The sequence below is a fragment of the Sphingobium algorifonticola genome, assembly GCF_004005485.1.
GTDB classification, from domain to species: Bacteria; Pseudomonadota; Alphaproteobacteria; order Sphingomonadales; family Sphingomonadaceae; genus Sphingobium; species Sphingobium algorifonticola.
The window spans coordinates 439,527-461,996 of sequence record NZ_RZUL01000003.1; the positions used below are offsets into that span (position 1 = coordinate 439,527).

Sequence of the window (22,470 nt, forward strand, 5' to 3'; positions counted from 1 at the left end):
CGCAGGGAACGGCAGCGGCATCAATAGGCCCGGTCGTGGACAAGCACGCGCAGCGTCGCCAGCATGATCCGCACATCGCGCCAGATGGACCAGTTGGTCACATATTCCAGGTCGGACTGGAGCCGGTCGATCAGGTCCTGCTGCACATTGGTGGCGCCCCTGTGCCCCCGCACCTGTGCCAGGCCGGTAATGCCCGGCTTGATGCAGTGCCGTTCCCAATATCGGTCGTCGACTTCCCAGTAGAGCTTGTCAGCGGCGCGCGCGGCCGGCGCATGCGGGCGCGGGCCGACGATGCTCATGTCGCCTTTCAGGACATTGAAGATCTGCGGCAACTCGTCGATGCTGGTGCGGCGCAGAAATGCGCCGATCCGCGTGACACGGGGATCGTCGCGCCGGGTCAACTGGCTGGCACGGTCGTCGGCCATGTCGTTGCGCATCGTGCGAAACTTGAAGATGCCGAACAGCCGGGCGTCGCGGCCCATGCGCTGCTGCCGGAAAAAGACCGGACCGGGGCTGTCCAGCTTCACGGCCAGCGCGACGGCGATCAGGATCGGCGACAACAGCACCGTCGCCAGCAGGGCGACGACCAGATCGAACAGCCGCTTGACGATCCGGTCGCGATATTGCAGCGGGCCGCCCGCCACCACCAAGGTCGGGTGCCGTGCATATTCGTCGAGCTTCGCGGGGGCGAAACGCGCCAGTTCGGGCACCAGTATTTCACCACGTGCCTCCAGCGATTTGAGCGCGACCGACCAGTCGGCAATGCGCGCGTTGGGACAGGCGACGACCACGCGCTCGGCATGGCCCACCGCCGCCGCCAGACGCGCGGCCATTTCCGCGTCGTGCCGGGTGGGATCGATGCCAAGGGCCACAGCGTCGATCCGCATGGCGTCATCGCGCGGCGCAAAGGCGACGCCATCAACAATCAGGACGACCATCGTCGGCAAGGCACCCGCCAGGCGGCGCACCAGCCAGGCCATCCCCGGCCGCAGCGCGGCGAGACCGATCAGGCTGAGCGACACGCCCACGGCAAAGGTCAGACGCGAAAGCTGTTCGGCGATCTTCCCGAAATAGACGATGACGAGCATCAGCAGCACGGCCTGCGCGAAGGCCCAGCAGGCGCGCAGCGCGCTGCTCCGCACCGCCGTGATGCCGCGAATGCCGTAAACGCCCGCCTGCACCGCCAGCAGCGCATAGACCGGCGCGATCATCGCGAACATCACCAGCCCGTGCGGCTTGGCCGGTTCGCCCACGATCCGCCCGATCACCAGCAGGTTGGCCAGGGCGAAGGCGATCCCTAGCATCAGCACGTCCGCCATCACGCCGCCCAGATACAGACGGACGCGCAGGCCCGACAGGCTGGGACCGGCGCGCATCAGCTTTTTGGTGGGTACAGGTGCGTTCACGCTCAATTCGTCCGAAAATCCGGCCTTTCCCTATCAGCATGGTCGAAAAAGCGAAAGGGTGCGCGATCTGCCCACCCGCACCCTGCGCGTCGCCTGCCAGCCTGGCCCCTTGCCCGCCCGCCACATCCAAACCGGCTTTACTTCGCCGGGCAGGCTGGGGCACTAGACGGGCGATGAAGCCGCTCGTCCGCCATATGATTGCTGCGCCATGGCATCTCCTGCAACTGGCGACCGGCGCCAAATCCTTCCGCGACAATCCCTTGATCGGCTCCAAGTGGCTTAACGGCAAGGGCCTGCATGTCGGGCGTATGGCGCTGGCGCATCGTCTGGCCTGGGCGCGGCGGGCCCGGCTGCGGCATCTCGTTGCGGCGGAGGACCGTATCCAGTTCGACGCGCAGGGCTATGTCGCGCTGCCCGATTTCCTGGGGCCTGCCCAGTTCGAGGCGCTGCGACGGGCGGTGCTCGATCGCCCGGCCCCTGCCCGCGAAATGTTGCAGGGGGACACCATTACCCGCCGGATCGCGATCGACGAGGCAATGCTCCGCGCCATTCCCGCGCTTGGCGCGCTGATCGCGACGCCGCGCTGGCGGGGGCTGATGCACTATGTCGCCAGCTACGCCAGCGAGCCGCTTTATTATATCCAGACGATCCTGTCCCATCGCGCCGATGCGCCGCCCGATCCGCAGGAGGCGCTGCATGCCGATACCTTCCATCCCACAATGAAGGCCTGGTTCTTCCTGACCGACGTCGCGGCGGACGAAGGGCCGTTCACCTATGTCCCCGGATCGCATCGCCTGACGCCGCAAAGGATCGCGTGGGAAAAGGCCCGCAGCCTGATCGCGCCGGAGGGCGTCGATCATCTGTCGGCGCGCGGGTCCATGCGAGTCGATGCAGCCGAACTGCCCGGTCTCGGCCTACCCCCGCCGGTCGCGCTGGCGGTAAAGGCGAATACCCTGGTGGTGGCGGACACCGGCGGATTTCACGCGCGGGGGCCGTCGCTGCGGCCGACGACGCGGATCGAGATCTGGGCCTATGGCCGCCGCAATCCCTTCTATCCTTGGACCGGTCTCGACCCGCTTTCTTGGCGCGGCCTCGCTCACCGGCGCGTCGGGCTGATGTGGGCCGCGCGCGATCGCCTGGCGCGCTGGATCGGCCAGCCATGGAATGATGTGGGCGCGAAACGACCCGGCGATATCTAGGCGCAATCGTTCGATAACATTATGGAAATATTGCCTTAACCCTTGATTGTGATGGCAGGGGGCGATTGTGCGGTGCAAGAACGGGCTTGCAATCCCGGTTTGCCGGACTAGAGATATGTACCGGGGCGGGACAGAACACATAAAGTAATTTATGCAGGGGCACCCGCGTATGAACATAGCCACCCGGATTTCTTCGATCGAGAGCGGACGCCGCGTCATAGATCAGGAAGCCTCTGGTCTCGTCGCGCTGAGTGCTGCGCTCGACGAAAAATTTTCATCCGCCGTTCGTATTGTCGCCGCCACGACCGGCCGCGTTATCGTCACCGGCATCGGCAAATCCGGGCATGTCGCGCGCAAGATCGCAGCGACGCTGGCATCGACCGGCACCCCCGCCTTTTTCGTGCATCCGGCTGAGGCGTCGCACGGCGATCTTGGCATGCTCAAACCGGTGGACAGCCTCGTCGTCCTCTCCAATTCGGGTGCGACGGTGGAACTGCGGGCGATCGTCGCGCATGCCCGGCAGATCGGCATTCCGATCATCGCCATTGCCTCGAAGCAGGATTCGCCGATCGTCCGTCAATCGACCGTGGCCCTGTGCATTCCGCGCATGGCGGAAGCCTGCCCGGTGAAGATCGCACCAACCACGTCCACGACGATGATGCTCGCTTTGGGCGACGCGCTGGCGATCGCGACCATGGAAATGCGCGGCACCTCGCGCGCCGACCTCATGCGCCTGCATCCGGGCGGCAGCATCGGGTGGAAGCTGATGCCCGTCGACACGCTGCTGCGCGAAGGCGATCCGCTGCCGCTGGTACGCCCAGGCACCGGCATGCGCGACGTGGTGCTGGAAATGACGTCGACCGGCAAGGGCGCTGCTGGTGTTGTGGACGATGACGGCAATCTTGTCGGCATCATCACCGACGGCGATCTGCGGCGCTCTTTTGACCAGATGCTGATCGCCACCGCAGGCGACGTGATGACACGCAATCCGATCACTGTGCCCAGCGGCACCCTGATCGAGGATGCGCTGACCCTGCTGTCCGAAGCGGCGATCACCGTCGTCTTCGTCATGAGCCGGGAAAATCCGCGGCATCCCATCGGTCTGCTGCATATTCACAGCATGGCGCTCGGTCTCTGACCGACACCGTCAGGCAGACCGCCTTCGCATGACCACGGCCATCGTCATCCCGGCGCGCTATGCCTCTTCGCGCTTTCCGGGCAAGCCGCTTGCCCCGCTGGTCGGGGCCACGGGTGTCGCCAAGCCGCTGATCCAGCGCAGCATAGAGGCCGCGCGTACAGTGACCGGCGTCGATTATCTGTACGTCGCGACCGATGACGCCAGAATTGCGGACGCGGCGCGGGCCTGCGGGACGGCCGTCGCCATGACGCCGCCCGAATGCGCCAACGGCACCGAACGCGTCGCCGCTGCTCTTGCGGAACTGCCGGATGATGTCGACATCTTCGTCAATTTTCAGGGCGATGCGCTGCTGACCCCGGCCGATCTGGTCGAGCGGCTGATCGCCCACATGATTGCACATCCCGATTGCGAAGTCGCGACGGTCGCCGTGCGCTGTTCGCCCTCGGCCTATGCCCATCTGGTCGCCGATCAGGCGCAGGGGCGTGTCGGCGGCACGACGGTCGTGTGCGATGCCAAGGGCGATGCCCTCTATTTCTCGAAGCGGGTCTTGCCGCATATCACGCCTGGCAGTCCGCGCGAGGCCACGCCGCCGGTCCTGCTGCATCTCGGGCTTTATGCGTACAGGCGCAGCGCGCTCGCGCGTTATGCCGCCCTGCCCGCCACCGACCTCGAACATATCGAGGGGCTGGAGCAGTTGCGGTTCCTCTATCATGGCATGGCCGTGGCCGTTGTCGCCGCCGATCCGCCCGCGTGGGACGCGATCGAGCTGAACAACCCGTCGGACGGCGACCCGATCGAGGCTATCCTCGCGACACGCGGACTAGTATAGGGCGTTGCCATGAAAATCGCCGGACATTCGATTGGCGGTGACGCGCCGCTGTTCGTCATTGCGGGGCCCTGCGTCATCGAATCCGAACAGCTCGTCCTGTCCGTTGCCGAACGGCTGCGCGGCATCGCCGAACGGCTGGGCCTGTTCCTTGTCTTCAAGAGCAGCTTCGACAAGGCCAATCGCTCCTCGGGTACGACCTTCCGCGGTCCCGGCATGGACGAGGGGCTGCGCATTCTGGAAAAGGTGCGCGCGCAGACCGGCCTACAGGTGCTGACCGACATCCACACACCCGAGCAATGCCGGGCCGCCGCCGATGCGGTCGATATGCTCCAGACACCGGCTTTTCTCGCGCGACAGACCGATTTGATCGAGGCGGCCGCCGCGACCGGCAAGCCCGTGAACATCAAGAAGGCACAGTTCATGGCCCCCGCCGACATGGCGCAGGTAGTGGCGAAGGCGCGCAACGCGGCCGTCCGCGCCGCTGTCGATCCCGATTGCGTCACCGTGTGCGAACGGGGCACCAGCTTTGGCTACAATAATCTGGTGGTGGATATGCGCGGGCTGGCGACCATGGCGGAAACCGGCTGTCCGGTGGTGTTCGATGCCACCCATTCGGTGCAGCGCCCCGGCGGCCTGGGCGATCGCTCGGGCGGCGACCGGCAGTTCGTGCCGCTGCTGGCCCGTGCGGCGGTCGCGGCGGGGATCGACGGCCTGTTCATGGAAACCCATCCCGATCCCGAACATGCCTTGTCGGATGGTCCCAATGCCTGGCCGCTCGATCAGGCGGAGCTGCTGCTGGGGGATCTGATGGCCTTGTCGCGGGTTCCGCGCCGGGTGGGCTGAGCCATGCCGCCGCGCGTCCTGGCGCTGCCCGTGCTGGCCGCGCTGCTGGCCGCCACGACCGGCTGCGGCATTGCGCGCGACGCGCTCTACGCGCCCCGCAGCGCACCGATAGCCATTGCCGACTGGACCAGCAGCCCGCCGCAGACGCGCACCGTCGCCACCGCCGACGGTCTCTCGCTTCAGGGCTTCTTCTGGCCCGGTGCGCCGGGCGATCGCGACATCTTCGTCTTTTTCCACGGCCGTGGCGCGCATCAGGGCATTGGCGCGAAATATGCGCAATATCTGCGCGACCGGGGGGATGCGGTGCTCGTCGCCTCCTACCGGGGGTTCGGCGGCAATCCCGGCCACCCCTCGCGAGACGGGTTGCTGCGTGATGCGGCCGCTTTCATGGCGGAGGCCCGTGGCCTTGCAGGACCGGGCGCGCGCCTCTGGCTGGTCGGCCATTCGCTGGGTGCGGCGGTCGCGTTGCAGGCGGCCTGCGTGGACAACCGTATTGCAGGCGTCATCACCATCGGCGCCTTTGCCGACATAAGGGAAGCCGCGCCCTCACTGGCCCGCCCTTTCCTGCCCGACCGGTGGGACAATCGGGCGGCTGTCCGCTGTGTCCGTGCGCCGGTCGTCATCCTGCACGGGGCGCAGGATGATGTCGTGCCACCTGCCAGCGCCGCCGCCCTGCTGACCAACAGCGGCGGTCCGGCCACGGCCATCCGCGTCGTCGATTGGGCGCACAAGCCGGTCATGCAGACGCTCGGACCATGGGCCGCGCAGGCAATCGAGACTTTGGCACAAGGGCCGGCCACCCCCCTGCCGCCACTGCCGCCGCAGTGGCAGATACAGGGCGTGCATGACGGTGGCGCACGGCCATGATGCCGCTGCTGCGCATACCTCCGTTTCCGGGGTCAAAACCGAATCCGCTGACGCAAGCCGGACGCTCCGACGCCGATCCCGACGATGTCGCGACATTGCTGCGCGCGGCGCGGGTCGGCGGGGCCTTCTGGGCGGCGCAGCCAGACCTGCCATCGGGCACCATCATCGGCTGTCCGTGGGATGCTGCCAGCGCCCGCGCAATGACCGCGCGGGCAGAGGCGCAGGGCCTGTCGCTGCGGCTCTGGGTCGCCGATCCCGCCCTTGCCCGTACCGCCTCCGCCGCCATCGTCGGCGATGCCGACCCCTGGCACGTCGCCCGCCACGCCCAGGCAGTGTGGGGCAAAAGCGACGATGCGCGCATCACGATCGCACGGCTCGCCGATTGCCCGGTCGAAGCCATGGACGGCATGGCGCTGCCTGCCCTGGCGGATGCCATTACGACAAGCTGCCTGCGCTTTGCTTATGCCAACCCCTTTACCGGCAACCCGGCCAGCTTCGGCGAGACGATTGCCCTGCTCGCCTACTGGCGCGGCATCATCGATGCGAACCGCCCGATCGTGGCCGCAGCGGGCATGGCCTTCTGGAAGCGGGAAACGGTCGAGCCGCTGCTGTGGAATGGCATCGCGCCGGTCCGGCATATCACCACGCCCCGCGCGCTCGACACCTTGCCGCCCGATGCCGCCGTGGCGGTGTGGAAGGCCAAGACGCCGCCCGATCTTCTGGCCGCGATAGAGGCGCGGGCCGCGCACAATCCCGCCCTCCTGCATGAAGTGGAAGATGGTTTCATCCGCTCGATCGGCCTCGGCGCCGATTGCGTGCCGCCACTGTCGATCACGGTCGATGCCGTCGGCGTCCATTTCGATCCGGCGCGGGAAAGCGGGCTGGAACGGCTACTCGAAACCGCGGCCTTCAGCGATGCGGACCTGGCGCGCGCTGCGGCAATCCGCGATTTGATCGTGGCATCGGGTCTCTCCAAATATGGGGTCGGCGGCCCCGCTCTCTCCCGCCCCGGCGGCAGCAAACGCCATGTCCTCGTCACGGGGCAGGTGGAGGATGATCGCTCGGTCATCGCCGCGCGGGGCGACGTGCGCGGCAACCTCGACCTGCTGCGTCGGGCCCGCCTGGCGGAGCCGGATGCCTATCTCATCTACCGCCCGCATCCCGATGTCGATGCGGGGCATCGCAAGGGGCATGTGCCCGATGAAGCGGCGCGGGCATATGCCGATGCCATTGACCGGGGCACGTCCATCTCGGCACTGCTCGACATGGTGGACGGCGTCCATGTCCTCTCGTCGCTCGCGGGGTTCGAGGCGCTGCTGCGCGGGCGCGACGTGACCTGCCATGGCACCCCCTTCTATGCCGGATGGGGTCTCACCCGTGACCTTGGCGCAACACCTGTCCGACGCAAAAGACGTCTCGACATCAATCGACTGGCAGCAGGCGTGCTCTTGCTTTATCCCCGTTACATGGACCCGATAACTGCGTTGCCGTGCCCGCCGGAGATATTGGTGCATCGGCTCGTCGCGGGGGTCAGGAAGGAAAGCCGTCTCATCGTGCCGCTGCGCAGGCTTCAGGGAAAAGTGAATCGCTGGCGATTCCGGGCAGGCTCCGTTGAAGAAGCTTGATCTCGGGCCAGAGAGCGGCGCGACCTTCACGGCGCGCCGCACCACACGCCCGGTCCTGCGCGATGTCAGCCGCGATAGCGGCGCGATCGCGAAACCCTCGCTCGCCGGGCGCACCTTCGTCATGTTGCAGGGACCGCCCGGTCCCTTCTTCTGCCTGCTGGGGGAACGGATGCGCAGCCTCGGCGCCACCGTCCACCGCATCAATTTCAACGGCGGCGATCGTATCGACTGGCCGGGCGAAGGGGCGATCGACTATCGCGGCTCGCCGCAACGCTGGCCGCGTTTTTTCGATCATTTCCTGCGCGACAAGGGCATTACCGACATCATGCTGTTCGGCGATTGCCGCCCCATGCATCGGGCCGCCCATGGCATGGCGAAGCTGCGCAACGTCAACATCCATGTGTTCGAGGAAGGCTATATCCGGCCCGACTGGGTGACGATGGAGCTGGACGGCGTCAACGGCCATTCGACCTTGCCGAAGGACCCGCAATGGTTTCTGCGACAGGCCAGCCTCCTGCCGCCGGTGCCCGATCTGCCGCCGATCACCGCCAGCTTCAATCGCCGGGTGCGCGACAGCTATCGCTATTTCCACCATGTCGTCACGCAATGCTGGCGCTTTCCGCACTATCGCTCGCACCGGCCCGGCTCGGTATTGGTCGAGGGCATCCGCTGGGCCTGGAAACTGGGGATTACGAACCGGTTCGTCGCGCGGCGCACGGCGCAGGCGCTCGCACGGATCGAGGGGCGGCGCTATTTCCTGTTTCCGCTGCAACTGAGTTCCGACTATCAGATTCGCGAACACAGCCCCTTCCCGGACATGACGAGCGCGGTGCACTATGTGCTCGACAGCTTCGAACAGCATGCGCCTGCCGATACGATGCTGCTCATCAAGGAACATCCGCTCGACGCCGGCACGACCATCTGGTCGCACTTCATCGCGCGCGAGGCGAGGCGACGCGGACTTGCGGACCGTATCGTGCATGTCGCGGGCGGCGATCTGGCGCTGCTCGCGGAACAATCCGCAGGCATGGTGACGGTCAACAGCACCTCGGGCACCTTCGCCCTGGCCGCGGGCGTGCCGGTCAAGGTGCTGGGCGATGCGATCTATGACGTACCCGGCGTGACGGACCAGGGGCTGCTTGATGGGTTTTGGGGCGCGCCGCAGCAACCTGATGGTCGCACATGGCGCGCATTTCAGCGGGTCCTGCAAAATGGCTGCCTGATACGGGGCGGTTTCGCTAGCCAGTCGGGCGTTGAACTCCTCATTGCTGCAGTATTGGAACGATTAGTCACGACATCCAGAGCGTTCCATCACCACGCGGAATAGTGCCGTTTTTTTATCGTCTGGCCTCATCGGCCCTGTGGTAACGACATCCATCCGGCCTTCGGCGCAACGGGGCGCCTTTTCATGATAGCCGCCAAGCCAAGGATTGGAGCGGTCGATGCCGACCGCACCGTCTAATTGATTGGATCAATCACTGCACCGCTGTCCTAACCGACGCGATCGGGAATATCGTAGAGGATATGATGCTCACAAATTTTTGAATATCGGCTAGCGGGGCATTTGAAACATACAGTACATCACCGTTATGAATCGGGAAGCTCTGCGAGATAAACAAAGTCGACGGATCCTTCATATCGATCCTGTATATTACCGGTATCTTGCCATCTGGAGTCCGTGTTGCTGTGGAAGCCAGTTCGTTTCCTAAAACCGTCGGGTCTTCAAATCTGAACAGAAATACGCCACGGACATTTGCACGCTGGTCCTGTATTCCTTGAACGCGGCCCAACGCTTGCACGAGCGTGATGCCTGTACCTTCAAACGGTATTTCATCATTCCGCCCGGTAGCACCGAGTGCCACGAAGCTGTATGGCTGGAAAAGCGCGGTCACGACATCATCAGGCTGGAGCCGGATGTTCTGCCGGGGATCACGTATGATGGTATCGAGAGGAAGCGACGCCACCCGATCCCCGCGCGTCACCTGTATTGTCGTTTTTCCTACCGGCTGCCTAACGCCGCCTGCCGTCGCCAGAATGTCCAGGAGACGCTCGCCCTTGGCTGTCAGAGGGACGCGCGAACTGTTGGCGACTTCACCGACGATCGTAACATTAGCGGCGGAATTGCGAACAAGCCGTACCACGACCTGCGGCAGATGCGCCTTCCCGCGCAGTCGCGACACTATGTCATTCTCTATCTGCTGAGGGGTGCGACCAGCAGCCATCACCTTGCCGGCGAAGGGGATTGTTATCGTACCTTCACTGCTGACCATTTGCTCGGGAAAGCCTGAACCTTGCGCGGCAGCGCCTGAAGAAGCCAGCCTGCCGCCGCTCATGCTTGCCCCGAACAACGCCGCAGGCGGCGCCTCCCAGATGGAAATGTCGAGAACATCCCCTTTGCCGACCATCGACCCCAGAACAAAGCCGTCGCCGATGCTTTCGGAAAGCAAAAGCGGGCGACTTCTCGCGATTATCGTGCGGGAAAGCGCGTCGTTCAAATCAACGATGCGTATGTTCGCATTGCCAACTGGTGCCTGGTTTGCCTCGCGAATGTCGCCACTGGATGGCCCTGCGGCACTCATCACGGCGCACCCTGGCAAAGACAGCACCGCTGCCGCCATAAGCAAAATCCTGCCAACGGCGTTGCCGGACCGGCACGAAACTAACGAACTCATAATGATCTTCCCTAAACACCTGCATCGATGCACTTGTTGTAGACACCAACAGTTCGTTCGATGCAGCGCGACCAGTCGTAATGGGCCGCGACCTCAAGCCCACTCTCTATAGCTTTCGCGCGCCAATTGTCATCATCCAAACCTTGTTCGATCGCTCGGCTCAACGTATCGAGATCGTCGGGATTCACCATCAGGGCGGCACCGCGCGTCACTTCGGGCAGGCACGAACGATCCGACACAATAGTCGGCACGCCGCAGGCCATCGCTTCGATCGGCGGAAGACCAAAACCTTCGTAAATTGACGGGTACAGAAACAGCTTGGCCCCTGCGTAGATCACCGGCAGTTGCTTATCGCTTACATATCCGAGCATGATGATGCGCCCCTTGGACCGCTCGGCATCAATAAGACGGTGGATTCCATCATTCCCCCATCCGGTTGCACCAACGAGAACCAGCGGAATATCTTGACCGGTGCGATCGCAAAACAGCGAATGGCTGCGGATCGCAGCTTCAATGCGTTTACGCGGTTCAAACGTAGCTACGCTTAAAACATAATCACCGATAACTCGGCCGAAAATCAATGCCAGCGCCTGGTCGATCTGGCAGCGTGGCAACGGTGTGAACTGTTTGGAAACACCCAGATGGATCGCTGTCACCCTATCGTCCGGGTAGCCGCAGAGCGTTATGAAATCTTTTCGTGTAGCCTCTGAATCGGTGATGACATGTTCGGCGCGTTGAAGCGAACGCATGAAGTCCCGTTCGAACGCCTTTACCCGTTCCAACGGGTGCGTGTCGGGGTGCAGGAAAACCGACATATCATGGACAGTGATTACACCACGCTCCGTCTGATCTGGCAAAAAATAGTTGGTGCCATGTATCAGGCGACCGCCAAACTCTCGTCCGGATTGCCAGCGTCGGATGAACAACGGTACCAGCGAGCCACGAACGCGGCGATTGCTGATGTAATGGCCAGGGTGCGACACCCATCGGCCGAAACGAAAATAGCGGATATCCGATATCGCTTCATGTGCCGCCATGCCGCAACACAACTGCCAGGTATAATTCCCAATGCCTGTTAACTGCGGAGAAAGCGACTCCACGGTGAGTCCAACGCGCATAATCAGGCTTCGATCATCCATCGCAAGGTGTCCCGCAGCGGTGGGACATCGAGGGGGCCAATCACACTTTCCAAGCGTGACTTATCCCCATAAAGGACAGGAACTTCGTTTACTCTGACGAAAGCCTGGTTGATGGCGATCTGCATATCATGCAGCCCGACGTTACAAGCAAGGGCGACCAATTCTCGCAAGGTCACAGGATTGCTCGAGCAGATATTGAAAACGCCATTCACGGCATACGAGGCGTTCAAAAGCCGCGCATAAGCGTCAACTACGGAGCGCACGTCTGAAAAATCACGCGCAACATCCAAGTTGCCCAGTTCTATTATTGGGGAACGATCACGAACATGCTTGATGATTTTTGGAATAAGGAAGGATTCCGACTGACCAACACCCGTATAATTGAATGGCCGTACTACAATAATTGGTAATCTTTCACTAAATATTCTCGCAATGTTCTCCACCGCCAATTTCGTTACCCCATAATCATTGGCTGGCTCGATCAACGCATCTTCGTTCAGAATGCCAGAATTGCTTTTCCCATATACGTTGGCGCTACTGGCGATCAGGATTTTCTGAGGAATTTTTGGCTGCCGGGCGCAAACTTCGAGCAACGTCCGCGTACCAATGATGTTGGTTAGGTACATTTCTTGTAGATCATCATGTCCGACGAAGGCGATAGCCGCGAGGTGAACAATGTAATCTGGCTCGACCCGACTAATGATGCCGCTAAGGGCCTCATAATCGAGCAGGTCACAAACATGGACGACATGAGCCGGAACATCCTTGGCATGACCATGTTCTCGGACGATGCCATGCACCTCGTGGCCATCCCGCTGAAGTCGTTCGGAAAGGTAATGCCCTGTAAAACCCGAAATACCAGTGATCAAAGTTTTCATCATGATATCTTTCGGGGATGCTGAAACACGCTCGACCACAGTCGAGAAATTGAACGAATACAAATGTCCATTTCAGATATGTCAATTACTCTCAACGTCGATACCAAACATCGGGCTGACCGGTTACGCAAGGGAACGCGTCGGTCATACGCATGGATGCAACCTTATTCAGAATGAAAAGCCCGCCTGATTACGCCGCAAATCGGATTCCACCATCAACCGGCACAAATCTTCGAGTGATGTCTTTGCTTTCCAGCCAAGAATTTGTTCAGCCTTTGCGGCGCTACCGATCAAAAGATCGACTTCGGCCGGGCGATGAAACCGAGGATTTATAGCCATGACTTTCTTGCCGGTAGCCGTATCCACCGCCACTTCATCAACGCCCTCACCAGAAAACGCGACTTCGATATCGGCAGCCTTGAATGCCATGGCAACGAAATCCCGCACTGTTTCGGTTCGATTGGTCGCCAAGACGAACGTGTCGGGTTGGTCGGCCTGAAGCATCAACCACATGCCTTCGACATAATCCTTGGCAAAGCCCCAGTCGCGCTTTGCATCAATATTACCTAGTTCCAGACAGTCGAGCTTGCCGAGCTTTATCTTCGCAACCGAATCCGTAATCTTCCGGGTCACAAACTCTTGGCCCCTCAAAGGGCTTTCATGATTAAACAAGATCCCGCTACACCCAAAAATGTCGTAGCTTTCTCGATAGTTGATCGTAATCCAGTGCGCATACAGCTTAGCTACCCCATATGGGCTACGCGGCCAGAACGGCGTACTTTCATCCTGAGGGATGGCCTGGACCTTGCCAAACATTTCCGACGTGCTCGCTTGATAAAAGCGTATCGTCGGGTCGACGATCCGGATCGCCTCAAGCAGATTCAATGCCCCAATGCCCGTTATTTCCGCAGTCGCCACCGGCTGATCGAAAGACACGCCCACAAAGCTCTGCGCCGCTAGATTATAGACTTCACGTGCTCCGGTATGCTTGAGCAAGCGAATTGCGCTCGGCAGATCCGTCAAATCATATTCAACCAGATGCAAATTTGGATTTGAACGGATAGCGAGCTCGTCAATACGCCAAAAGTTCACTGAGCTCGTCCGGCGATAAGTGCCGTAAACAGTATATCCCTTTTCCAATAGGAGTTCAGCCAGATATGCGCCGTCCTGACCAGATATTCCTGTTACTAAAGCTATTTTCATCGCTTCCTCAATGCTACTATAATTTCGAAAAATTCAACTAAAACAGTATGATGTTTGCCAACAACACCGACGACACTCGTGGGCGCACGTGGAATTTCCGCAAAGCCTTAATCCGTATATTTGCCCGCTGAGATTTTCGGCTTGATGATCTTGCCAAGCAAATTTTTGGCGCTCTCTTCCCAGTTCAACCATCGCATCATATGTGGTTTTGGATGCTTGTCCTGCCGATACAACTCCAGCCACACAATGACAGACTGTGCAATTACGGCCGGCTCCAACCGATCTGCAAAATAAAACGCAGCATCGCCGGCGACCTCTCGGAAAACGGGAAGATCGCGCACTACAAGTGAAATGCCCTTTTGCGCTGCCTCGATCAACGGCAAACCAAAACCTTCTCCCTCTGAAGGGGCAAGGAGAAAAGTCGCCTCCGCGTAGATGCGATCGAGAAACTCATCGCTGATGCCCTCCAGCCAAAACAGGCGTTTTCCCAATTCGGGATGTTGACGGAGGCGCTTTGCAAGAGATTCAACATGCCATCCTTCCTTGCCTACGATGACAAGCGCGATGTCTACATCTTGCTTCCATAAAAGCTCAAAGGCAGACAGAGCCTGCGCACCGCCCTTCCTTGGCTCAACGGTACCAACCAGCAGGCACGTTGGACGTTCGCCCATCGTTCTAAGCATATCATGTGCACCATCCGGAAGCCCGACGCTCGGCTTAGACCCTTCGATGTCGCTACCAAGATGGAACCAATCAATCTCGAAATACGGATCTGTCTCAACGCTGTTCTCGACGATCCAGTCATGAAGATCGTCTGCAACGGCCTTTGAAATACACAATGCTCCAGAATAGCTGGCTAGCTGTCGTATCCATTTCCCGTGAAGCTTATCCACAGTATAAGGAAAATAGTGTGGAAATTTCAAAGGTAGAATGTCATAAACTACAGTGAAAATCGAGACACCTCGCCGATGCCACTCATCTAACACTGGTTTCTGATATTCGAGGACACCATGCTGAAGGTCAAGCACCAGCATCACATCGTTAGTCCATGCTTCCACCTTGGTATCTTCATGCCAAGGTGCATCAATACCGAGAAAACTGTCCGTAAATCGTCGGGCATACCGATAGCCTTGCGTAAATTCATCGGCATAGACAGGTTCAACGACCCAACCCGTCGGAGGATTCTTCAGAAAGTTCATCAATATGGACCGGACCACACGCTGAATGCCGGTTTTGGCATCCTGCTGTACCAGTTGTGAAATATCGACTAAAAGTTGTCGGCGATCCCCTTGGCGAAAACTGCGCGCTATATACATCGCCGCAACATCGCGGGGGTAGTCCAGCAGTGCCGTATTACCCGCGATTTTCGATATCGCTGAAATAGCATATTTGCGACCATGTTTCCGGGGCCGCGGCATACGTGACGTAACATCCTCAAGAAACCGATGCGCCAATGCCGCAGTGCGCTCCCAAGAAAAGTTTTTGATTTGTACCGCCGCATGATGCTCCAGATCACGCCGAAATTCGTCATCCGTCAAAATATCATTTAATGATCGGGACATTGATACCACGTCGAATGGATCAAACAACGCCTTCGGATTGCCGACGACTTCTGGCATGCTCGACTTATTTGAAGCCAAAACAGCTTTGCCAAAAAACATTGCTTCCAGGATGGGCAGCCCAAAGCCTTCATGCCAACTCGGAAAAACAACCGCTTTGCTCTGTACGTAAAGCGCGCCCAATATTGAATCGTCGATCTCACCCGTGAAGATCATATCTTCATCGGGTACACCACATTTTCGGGCATGCGCCCGAAGGCCATGACTTATATTAACGCCGATCCGTCCGCCTAAAACCAACTGGTGTGCTTCACGAACCGCATAAGGCAAAGCCGCATAGGCTGACACAAGCCCAGCATGATTTTTGCGTTGATCGCCTGCACTGACGTATAAAAGATAGGGCCGATCAATGCCAAATCTTTCCAACAGAGAGACGTCAGTTGCTGGTTCGATCTCCGTGTCGACAGCAGCACTTATATTAGTAATGCGTTCCGAGGGATATCTAAGAAGTTGTACCGCCTCGTTTAGGGTCGATTCCGAAATTGCTAGCAAGAAATCTGATTTTTTCAAATATTCAAGTTGATTTTTATAAAAAATTCTATTTTCCACATTGCGTAAGTAAATAGTATTGTAAATTAGCGGAATAAAGTCATAACAGATGGTCGCTACGAGATAATTCCGTTCCGCAGAAACACTGGCTATTGCATCATCTCCGGCACCTTCAAACAGGCTAGAAATAATCAATAAATCCGGTTCCAGCGACTCGATCACCGATTCCCAGATATCGCCCGCCAATATTCTGCGTTGGGTATTTTCCGCTCTAATCGCGGCAATGGGTGCTTCCGCCGTCCATCCTACAATACGTTCCGCGGGAACGAGATCGCCGACATCCTTGCGAAGGCGATTGTACGCATCCGGCAACATCGCATTGAACACCAAATAGATCTCATGCTCTTTTGCGGCCTTGATGAATTCCCGCATGAAGCATCGTGTATAACGACCGATCCCCCGATCGCGGCTCTCTCCGAGAGCACCCTGAGGATCAATTACGATACGCATCGGTCTGCCCCACTATTTACCGCCGGCCCAAACTGACTCACGTTCGCATCGCTTTCGTGATCGCCTCAGCCCAATCGCCCGTACCTGCTGTGTCTGCATTGGCCAATCTGCGCTCGGAAATATTCCCGTCGTTATTGAACAGCGCGAATGCCCTTTGAAGATGGCCAAGTTGCGACTGCAACTCTCCAATGCGTGCCTCGAGATGGGCAGACCTGTAAAGAGCTCCATCCCTCGTCGCACCTATCTCGTTCTGCAAAGACCGCAATCTCCGCTCCCGCTTGGAATTGCCTTCGTGCCTGGTCACCAAACGGACCAGCCAACCTATCACGGCAAGATTGGCATAGCGATGCCACTTAAGCGTACGATCCAGACCGGCGATGCCAGGATCATGGCACCGCCCCTCGCTCGACGTTCGAAGCTCACGGATGAGGCTAAGTTTCGCTATCCCCCTTCGCAACCGGCGGACGTAATGCAGTTCGCCATCGCGGTCAGGCTGACGGCCCAATATCGTAACATAGGCGCAGCGGACAAAATCTAGATCGTTGAAGGAACACAACTGATCGAGCGAATCTGCCCTAAGATATGGATTTCTATTATGAAAACTAGAATATTCCATAAAACCTCGAAATCGGAGTTACAGGCGAATTGTCGGTCGCAATCACTCTATTGGCTTCCTACCGAAAAACATTCGTCAAACAACCGAACCAGACCTTGCACTCCTAGCCTAAGCCTCCAGCGCCTCGCGGAAATATGCAATCGTTTCGTCGAGTCCATCATCAAGCGTCACTTTAGGCGACCAATTCAACTTGCTTTTCGCCAGGCCAATGTCAGGCTGACGCTGTTTGGGATCATCCTGGGGCAGCGGCTGGAATTCAAGTTTGGATGTCCCGCCTATTTTTGTGATGATCTTATCGGCGAGTTCCAACATCGTGAATTCACCGGGGTTTCCGATATTGATCGGGTCACCAAATTCAGGCTCAGTATTCATAACCTGATGCATGACTTCAATAAGATCGCTGACATAGCAGAACGAACGGCTCTGACTACCATCACCATATATTGTGATATTCTGTCCTCGCAGCGCCTGAACGATGAAATTGCTTATTACTCGCCCGTCATTTATGTTCATTCTCGGGCCGTAGGTATTGAAAATCCGAACTAATTTTGTGTTGACGCCAAAGTGACGTCGATAATCCATGAATAGGGTCTCTGCAGCGCGCTTGCCCTCATCATAGCAGCTGCGAATACCTACGGGATTGACATTGCCCCAGTAGCTTTCGGGCTGGGGATGGAGCACCGGGTCGCCGTAAACTTCTGACGTCGAGGCTTGCAGTATCCGCGCGTTTGTTTCCCGGGCTAGCTCGAGCACATTGAGCGCACCCAATACGCTCGTTTTCAATGTATACACCGGATTATGTTGATATTGGGGGGGCGATGCCGGGCACGCAAGATTGTATATCTCATCCCCCTGCACGTTAAGGGGCTGCGTTACATCATGCCGAATAAACTCGAACGAAACGCGATTATGACTGTATATATGTCGGATATTGTTTTTGCTGCCTGTCAGCAAGTTATCCACGCAAACGATGTCGTGGCCACGTGAAATCAAATAATCAATTAAATGAGAACCAAGAAATCCTGCTCCGCCGGTTACTATGGTTCGCGTATAATTAAAGTATCTGTTCACGCCACAAATATCCTAAACAAATTTCATCAAAAAATATAATATAAGGTATTGTTATTTTAATCTCTTATTCACTTGAACAAGTTTTTCGACAGCATTGGATCCAGCGATCATTGCATTATGAAAATCTATTGAATTAGCCAATTGGCGTCCGGCATTCCCGATGCGATGAGCTTGGGTTGGATTATCACGAAGCCAATTTATTTTTTCGATCAGATCCGACAGATCTGGCTCAACAGGAACATAATTCTCCCAAGGAACCAACAAATCATAATACCATTGCTTGAATCCAAGTTCAGACTTAACTTTCAATACTGGCGACCCTGTAAGCAACTTCAGAAAAAGTCCGCTCCAAGTATTGGTATTTCCGTCGATATCAACTTGATATTTATAATCCAATATTTTTGATTGAGGCTCGCCGTCGCCTATCAGGCACTCGGACTCATAATAGGCGCGCTTTGCATCGCGGTCTGGCCGAGGCTCAACATCGGTAATCTTCGCATCCAGGATATCGGGATGTCGCAACGCTAGCTTTGCAACTGCAACACGCGGTGCATCATCGATATTGCGATATCGAAATACGCCCGTGTCCGTTCCACGCCAATAAGCTCGATCGAGACGCTGGTGCCAGGGGGCGGCTTGCGCATAAGTTGTACGGGCTTCCGCGTAACCTTGGCTGGCTACAAACATGATGTCGGGCACCAAGAATTGCTCAAGCTGTGACGAAAATCCGAGCACTCTGCCCAGCACAGCTTCATCTCCGAGAGACACGTCAAAGGCGCCGTCGAGATCGCAACGCTCCAAATAAGGTATGATGAAGGGAAACGTGGCGAGCAATCTCGGCGCATAGACACTTGGAAGGCCAGTCATCAAACGACATGTCGCGCCCGAGCCATTGATTGTGAACTCGGCAAGTTCGTTCAACACATGCTCGGTCGATGGCGGGCGAACGAACTCGACACGGACCTTCAGCATCCGTTCCACCTGGCCGTTGCGAAAAGACGCCATGGCACGGATAATGCCGCCTTCGTGCGCCATTTTACCCCAAAGCCCGTCGGGACCTTCCACCGGCAGGGCGCTTTCAAACGCATCCAGAAAGCCCACGGCGGCCGCGCAATCCAAACAAGACTCGGCATAGTCGGCAAGGGCACTGTGAAGGCTCCGTCCCACATGGACCGCAGTGTCGTTCAACAGAAAAAGCGGACGAAGATTCTCGATATCTTCGTGGGACAGTGTTTTTGACAAACGGTAATGCGCTACTTGAGCATCACGGTTCAGGGGATGCGCAAAAACTGCCTTGCGCAGACTATCCCCGTCGCCATCCGCATGTGCAAGAGCATCGGGATGATCGTCACCAAATAGCAGTCTAGCAAGGTCAGTTCTATGTTCCAATTAACGATCCAATACCGCCGTCGAGAAGTAGATTAACTTCAATTATAGTAAAAATGGAAGGCTTCATCCATATCATCAAAATTATAAAGAATACCATCGTGCAAGACCGATAGTCTTTCACACCTATCACGCATAAAACCTGGATCATGCGAAACAAAAATCATGGCATGATTGGCTCTCTTTTCAAATAACTCCACATGACAGCGTTCATGAAACCGATGGTCACCTACAGCCATGACTTCATCAATCAGAAAGCAGTCGAAGTCGATAACCATTGACAATGCGAACGCTAGGCGAGAGCGCATGCCTGATGAATAGGTGCCTAGCGGTTCCCGAAGAAATGCACCAAGTTCAGTAAAGTCCTGCACAAAATCGACGTGCTTTCGCCAGTCTTCTCGATATATCCTGCATATAAACCGGAGATTATCGAGACCAGTCAGCGAACCCTGAAAGCCCCCTGAAAACGCGAGAGGCCACGAAACCGACATTCTGCGGATTATCTTGCCGGCATCAGGCTGCTCCGCACCACTGATGAGGCGTATCAGTGTGGATTTCCCCGCACCGTTTTTACCGATTATTCCTACCTTCTCACCCCGGGCGATCGAAAAATTGACATCCTTCAGAACTGTGACTTGTCCATGAAGCGTCTTGTAGCGCCGCTGAATATGTTCGAGCGTGATCATCCGGGAACCACCCGCTTTGAAACGATACGCAACAGCAGCAGGCCCACGAATGTCATGCCCAAAGTGACATTCACCATGTAACCGATGTCGTAGATACTGTGGACCTTCGATCCGAAATATCCTTCGCGCAACAGCTCAATGCCGTGAACCATTGGCAAAATCAGAACAAATTCCTGCGCTCTGGGCGGCAGCACCTCCACGAGGAACGCCGATCCTGAAAGGGGGAAGATAATATAGGACATTGGATGCCATAGCTTTTCCACCGTTTCCGAAAAGAATGCCATCGTGCCGATGCACAGTGCCAAGGCGCCCCCGAACCACGTCAAGAGCAGCCAGGCCAATATGACCTTCAGAACATCTTCCGGAACAGCGATCAGATCGAGCGAGAGGTAAACAATGCTCAGAACTGTAAAGGACATCGTTGCCCCAGCGCCTTCCAGCAATATGCGGGCAGCATAGACATCGATCAGCTTGACCTGCCGGTGATAAAGCAGCGACTGGTTTGGTTCGATCGCCGAAACACATCGCGCAGGCATGTTTCGCCACAACAAAACGCTAGAATAGCCCGTCAACGCAAATGCCACGATCGGCAGATTCGAACCATGATTCGCGTTAGCGAAATACCACAGTGCCGTGACACCCAAGGTGAACATCATCGGTTCGACGAAAAGCCACAAGAACCCTATGTTATGCCGACCGAAACGCGTGACGATCTCACGCATGAATAGCGCGCCCAGAACACGACCTTGGACGTCAAGGCCTGAAAAAAGGCCCCTGTTTTGCGAGATCGCTTCATCTTTCATATTAGCCATTGTGCTCACGCACACCAACGAGCAGCATCGAGAGGATACCCCAGGTCACTAACCCCAATGCAAAGGTGGCGAGAATGCCACGCATCCTTCTGGGCTCACGTGGCATATCGGGTTTGTTTGGTTGGACTATCCGTTCGACGTAGGCCTGCTTCCGCCGCGCATCGTTTTTCGCGCTTTCGAATGATGCCATCGCCCCGGCAAGTTGTTTGTCAGCGAATTGGCTTTCAAGCTGCAACCTCTGATATTGCGCCACAGCACTCGATAACGACTTCTGATCGCCTGCCGCCTTACCCAACTGCCTGTCAATTTCCTGCGACAGTTCTCGAACGCGCACATCCAATACGCTTATCTGCGGGTTTTCGGGCGTAAACGCACGGAGTTGCAACAATTGCATTTTCGTAGATATCATTTCGTCCTGCAGCTTGGAAACCATCTGCAACTGCACCGTGGCTTGCTGTTCAGGATCGATTATCCCTTCCGAGTTGCGATATCTTGACAAAGCCAGTGCTGCCGAAGCGGCCTTTTTCTCGGCGTCCTCAACCTCCGCCTCGGCAAAACGGATCAAATCCGCCCGAGCGCGCTCGCTAAGACGGTTAACCAGCCCCTCCGATAGCTCCAGCAAGCGGAGATTAATCCTAAACGCATCCTCAGCCGAGTAGGCCCGCACAGTCATCTTGGTAATTGTCGAGGCGGACTCGTGCTCGATTTCGACCTTTTTGCGAAAATACTTGTACAGATTTTCAAATGATCGCGTCTGACCTAGCGATCCATAGCGATCGAAAATGGAAATATCCGCCCTGGTATATGCCTGTTCTATGGCGCCACGCCGATTCAGTTCGGCAAGCGCATCGCGCGATGAGACATAACTTTGCGCTGCAAATATCTCATCGCCGGCATTTCCGAAGCCCGATGACTTGAGCAATATTCCCAGTCCGGTGGGCGCCTGCTTGTCCGGACTTCTAACGACGAATTGCGATTCCGACAGATAGACGTCTGAGGCAAAGATGCCGAAATACAACAATGCACAAGCCGTCGGAAGAGAAACACAGAGGTGAAAAATTGCACCTAAGTGTTTGATTTTATTTATAATAGAGGAAAGCATTTATGAACCGAGCCTACTGATTTAGCTGTGCTGCATAGGGGATAGCCGACACGATGAAAAGGCTAATCGTGCCGCTCTGCTCCATCGGCACACCACTTACAAACAGGCCATTGCGTTGGCGCCAGATCCCGCTACGCCCGTCTAGAAGCACAAACCGGACAGGTGGGTCGGTTGAAAAGGATTTTGTCGGGCCGCGGGATCGTCCGGCAGGATTTACAAAGGGTTGAATGGCGAAGCCCTTTAGAATGCAGGCTCGCTATTTGGTCTTGAGCGATGCATCGACCAACGTGCACGTGATAGTGAACGCATTGATCCATACCGATGGCACGAACGGATGGCTGGTACATGGATAATGGGGCCAGCGGCTATTGCCTCCAGCA

General features: G+C 57.4%; 19 protein-coding genes. 7 read left to right on the forward strand and 12 right to left on the reverse strand.

Annotated elements, in window-relative coordinates; translation table 11 throughout:
* Positions 1-20: 20 nt before the first annotated feature.
* The gene (locus ENE74_RS11200) at positions 21-1,376 is read right to left on the reverse strand and encodes an exopolysaccharide biosynthesis polyprenyl glycosylphosphotransferase (protein ID WP_127691185.1); all 1,356 of its coding nucleotides are present in this window, start codon (positions 1,374-1,376) and stop codon (positions 21-23) included.
* A 203-nt stretch (positions 1,377-1,579) separates the two neighbouring features.
* Here ENE74_RS11200 and ENE74_RS11205 point away from each other — a divergent pair, with 203 nt between their 5' ends.
* From ENE74_RS11205 to ENE74_RS11235, 7 genes are all read left to right on the forward strand, one after another.
* Complete coding sequence (locus ENE74_RS11205) at positions 1,580-2,605, forward strand: phytanoyl-CoA dioxygenase family protein (protein ID WP_127691010.1); 1,026 nt, start codon at positions 1,580-1,582, stop codon at positions 2,603-2,605.
* Between the two features lie 169 nt (positions 2,606-2,774).
* The gene (locus ENE74_RS11210; protein WP_127691011.1) at positions 2,775-3,743 is read left to right on the forward strand and encodes a KpsF/GutQ family sugar-phosphate isomerase; all 969 of its coding nucleotides are present in this window, start codon (positions 2,775-2,777) and stop codon (positions 3,741-3,743) included.
* 28 nt (positions 3,744-3,771) lie between these two features.
* Positions 3,772-4,572, forward strand: coding sequence for a 3-deoxy-manno-octulosonate cytidylyltransferase (locus ENE74_RS11215; RefSeq protein WP_127691012.1), 801 nt, complete (start codon positions 3,772-3,774; stop codon positions 4,570-4,572).
* A gap of 9 nt (positions 4,573-4,581) precedes the next feature.
* On the forward strand, positions 4,582-5,415 hold the full coding sequence (gene kdsA / locus ENE74_RS11220) for a 3-deoxy-8-phosphooctulonate synthase (protein WP_127691013.1): 834 nt from the start codon (positions 4,582-4,584) through the stop codon (positions 5,413-5,415).
* Between the two features lie 3 nt (positions 5,416-5,418).
* Positions 5,419-6,282 carry an alpha/beta hydrolase gene (locus tag ENE74_RS11225; RefSeq protein WP_127691014.1) on the forward strand — a complete coding sequence of 288 codons (864 nt, stop codon included), beginning with the start codon at positions 5,419-5,421 and terminating at the stop codon, positions 6,280-6,282.
* The gene (locus tag ENE74_RS11230; protein ID WP_127691015.1) at positions 6,279-7,907 is read left to right on the forward strand and encodes a capsular polysaccharide export protein, LipB/KpsS family; all 1,629 of its coding nucleotides are present in this window, start codon (positions 6,279-6,281) and stop codon (positions 7,905-7,907) included. The genes ENE74_RS11225 and ENE74_RS11230 overlap by 4 nt, the downstream gene beginning before the upstream one ends.
* On the forward strand, positions 7,894-9,234 hold the full coding sequence (locus tag ENE74_RS11235) for a capsule biosynthesis protein (RefSeq protein ID WP_241241947.1): 1,341 nt from the start codon (positions 7,894-7,896) through the stop codon (positions 9,232-9,234). Before ENE74_RS11230 ends, ENE74_RS11235 begins: the two co-directional genes overlap by 14 nt.
* 148 nt (positions 9,235-9,382) lie before the next feature.
* Here ENE74_RS11235 and ENE74_RS11240 read toward each other — a convergent pair whose 3' ends face one another.
* The 11 genes from ENE74_RS11240 to ENE74_RS11290 form a co-directional block, all read right to left on the reverse strand.
* Positions 9,383-10,525, reverse strand: coding sequence for a polysaccharide biosynthesis/export family protein (locus tag ENE74_RS11240; RefSeq protein ID WP_241241948.1), 1,143 nt, complete (start codon positions 10,523-10,525; stop codon positions 9,383-9,385).
* A gap of 65 nt (positions 10,526-10,590) precedes the next feature.
* Positions 10,591-11,718, reverse strand: coding sequence for a glycosyltransferase family 4 protein (locus tag ENE74_RS11245; RefSeq protein WP_127691017.1), 1,128 nt, complete (start codon positions 11,716-11,718; stop codon positions 10,591-10,593).
* Positions 11,700-12,599: an NAD-dependent epimerase/dehydratase family protein gene (locus tag ENE74_RS11250; protein ID WP_127691018.1), complete on the reverse strand. Its 900-nt coding sequence runs from the start codon at positions 12,597-12,599 to the stop codon at positions 11,700-11,702. The genes ENE74_RS11245 and ENE74_RS11250 overlap by 19 nt, the downstream gene beginning before the upstream one ends.
* Positions 12,600-12,764: 165 nt before the next feature.
* On the reverse strand, positions 12,765-13,799 hold the full coding sequence (gene gmd, locus ENE74_RS11255) for a GDP-mannose 4,6-dehydratase (RefSeq protein WP_127691019.1): 1,035 nt from the start codon (positions 13,797-13,799) through the stop codon (positions 12,765-12,767).
* A gap of 107 nt (positions 13,800-13,906) precedes the next feature.
* Entirely contained in the window at positions 13,907-16,417 is a 2,511-nt protein-coding gene (locus ENE74_RS11260; RefSeq protein ID WP_127691020.1) for a glycosyltransferase family 4 protein, read from the reverse strand.
* Positions 16,418-16,454: 37 nt separating this feature from the next.
* On the reverse strand, positions 16,455-17,033 hold the full coding sequence (locus tag ENE74_RS11265) for a DUF4214 domain-containing protein (RefSeq protein WP_127691021.1): 579 nt from the start codon (positions 17,031-17,033) through the stop codon (positions 16,455-16,457).
* Between the two features lie 108 nt (positions 17,034-17,141).
* Positions 17,142-18,104 (reverse strand): UDP-glucuronic acid decarboxylase family protein, encoded by a 963-nt coding sequence (locus ENE74_RS11270; protein WP_206517691.1) that lies wholly within the window; start codon positions 18,102-18,104, stop codon positions 17,142-17,144.
* A gap of 51 nt (positions 18,105-18,155) precedes the next feature.
* Positions 18,156-19,493, reverse strand: a complete 1,338-nt coding sequence (locus ENE74_RS11275) for a glycosyl transferase family 90 (RefSeq protein WP_127691023.1) — start codon at positions 19,491-19,493, stop codon at positions 18,156-18,158.
* 38 nt (positions 19,494-19,531) lie between these two features.
* Complete coding sequence (locus ENE74_RS11280) at positions 19,532-20,176, reverse strand: ABC transporter ATP-binding protein (protein ID WP_127691024.1); 645 nt, start codon at positions 20,174-20,176, stop codon at positions 19,532-19,534.
* The gene (locus ENE74_RS11285) at positions 20,173-20,988 is read right to left on the reverse strand and encodes an ABC transporter permease (protein ID WP_420902583.1); all 816 of its coding nucleotides are present in this window, start codon (positions 20,986-20,988) and stop codon (positions 20,173-20,175) included. Before ENE74_RS11285 ends, ENE74_RS11280 begins: the two co-directional genes overlap by 4 nt.
* Positions 20,981-22,090: a KpsE/RkpR family capsule polysaccharide export protein gene (locus tag ENE74_RS11290; protein WP_127691026.1), complete on the reverse strand. Its 1,110-nt coding sequence runs from the start codon at positions 22,088-22,090 to the stop codon at positions 20,981-20,983. The genes ENE74_RS11285 and ENE74_RS11290 overlap by 8 nt, the downstream gene beginning before the upstream one ends.
* Positions 22,091-22,470 lie beyond the last annotated feature (380 nt).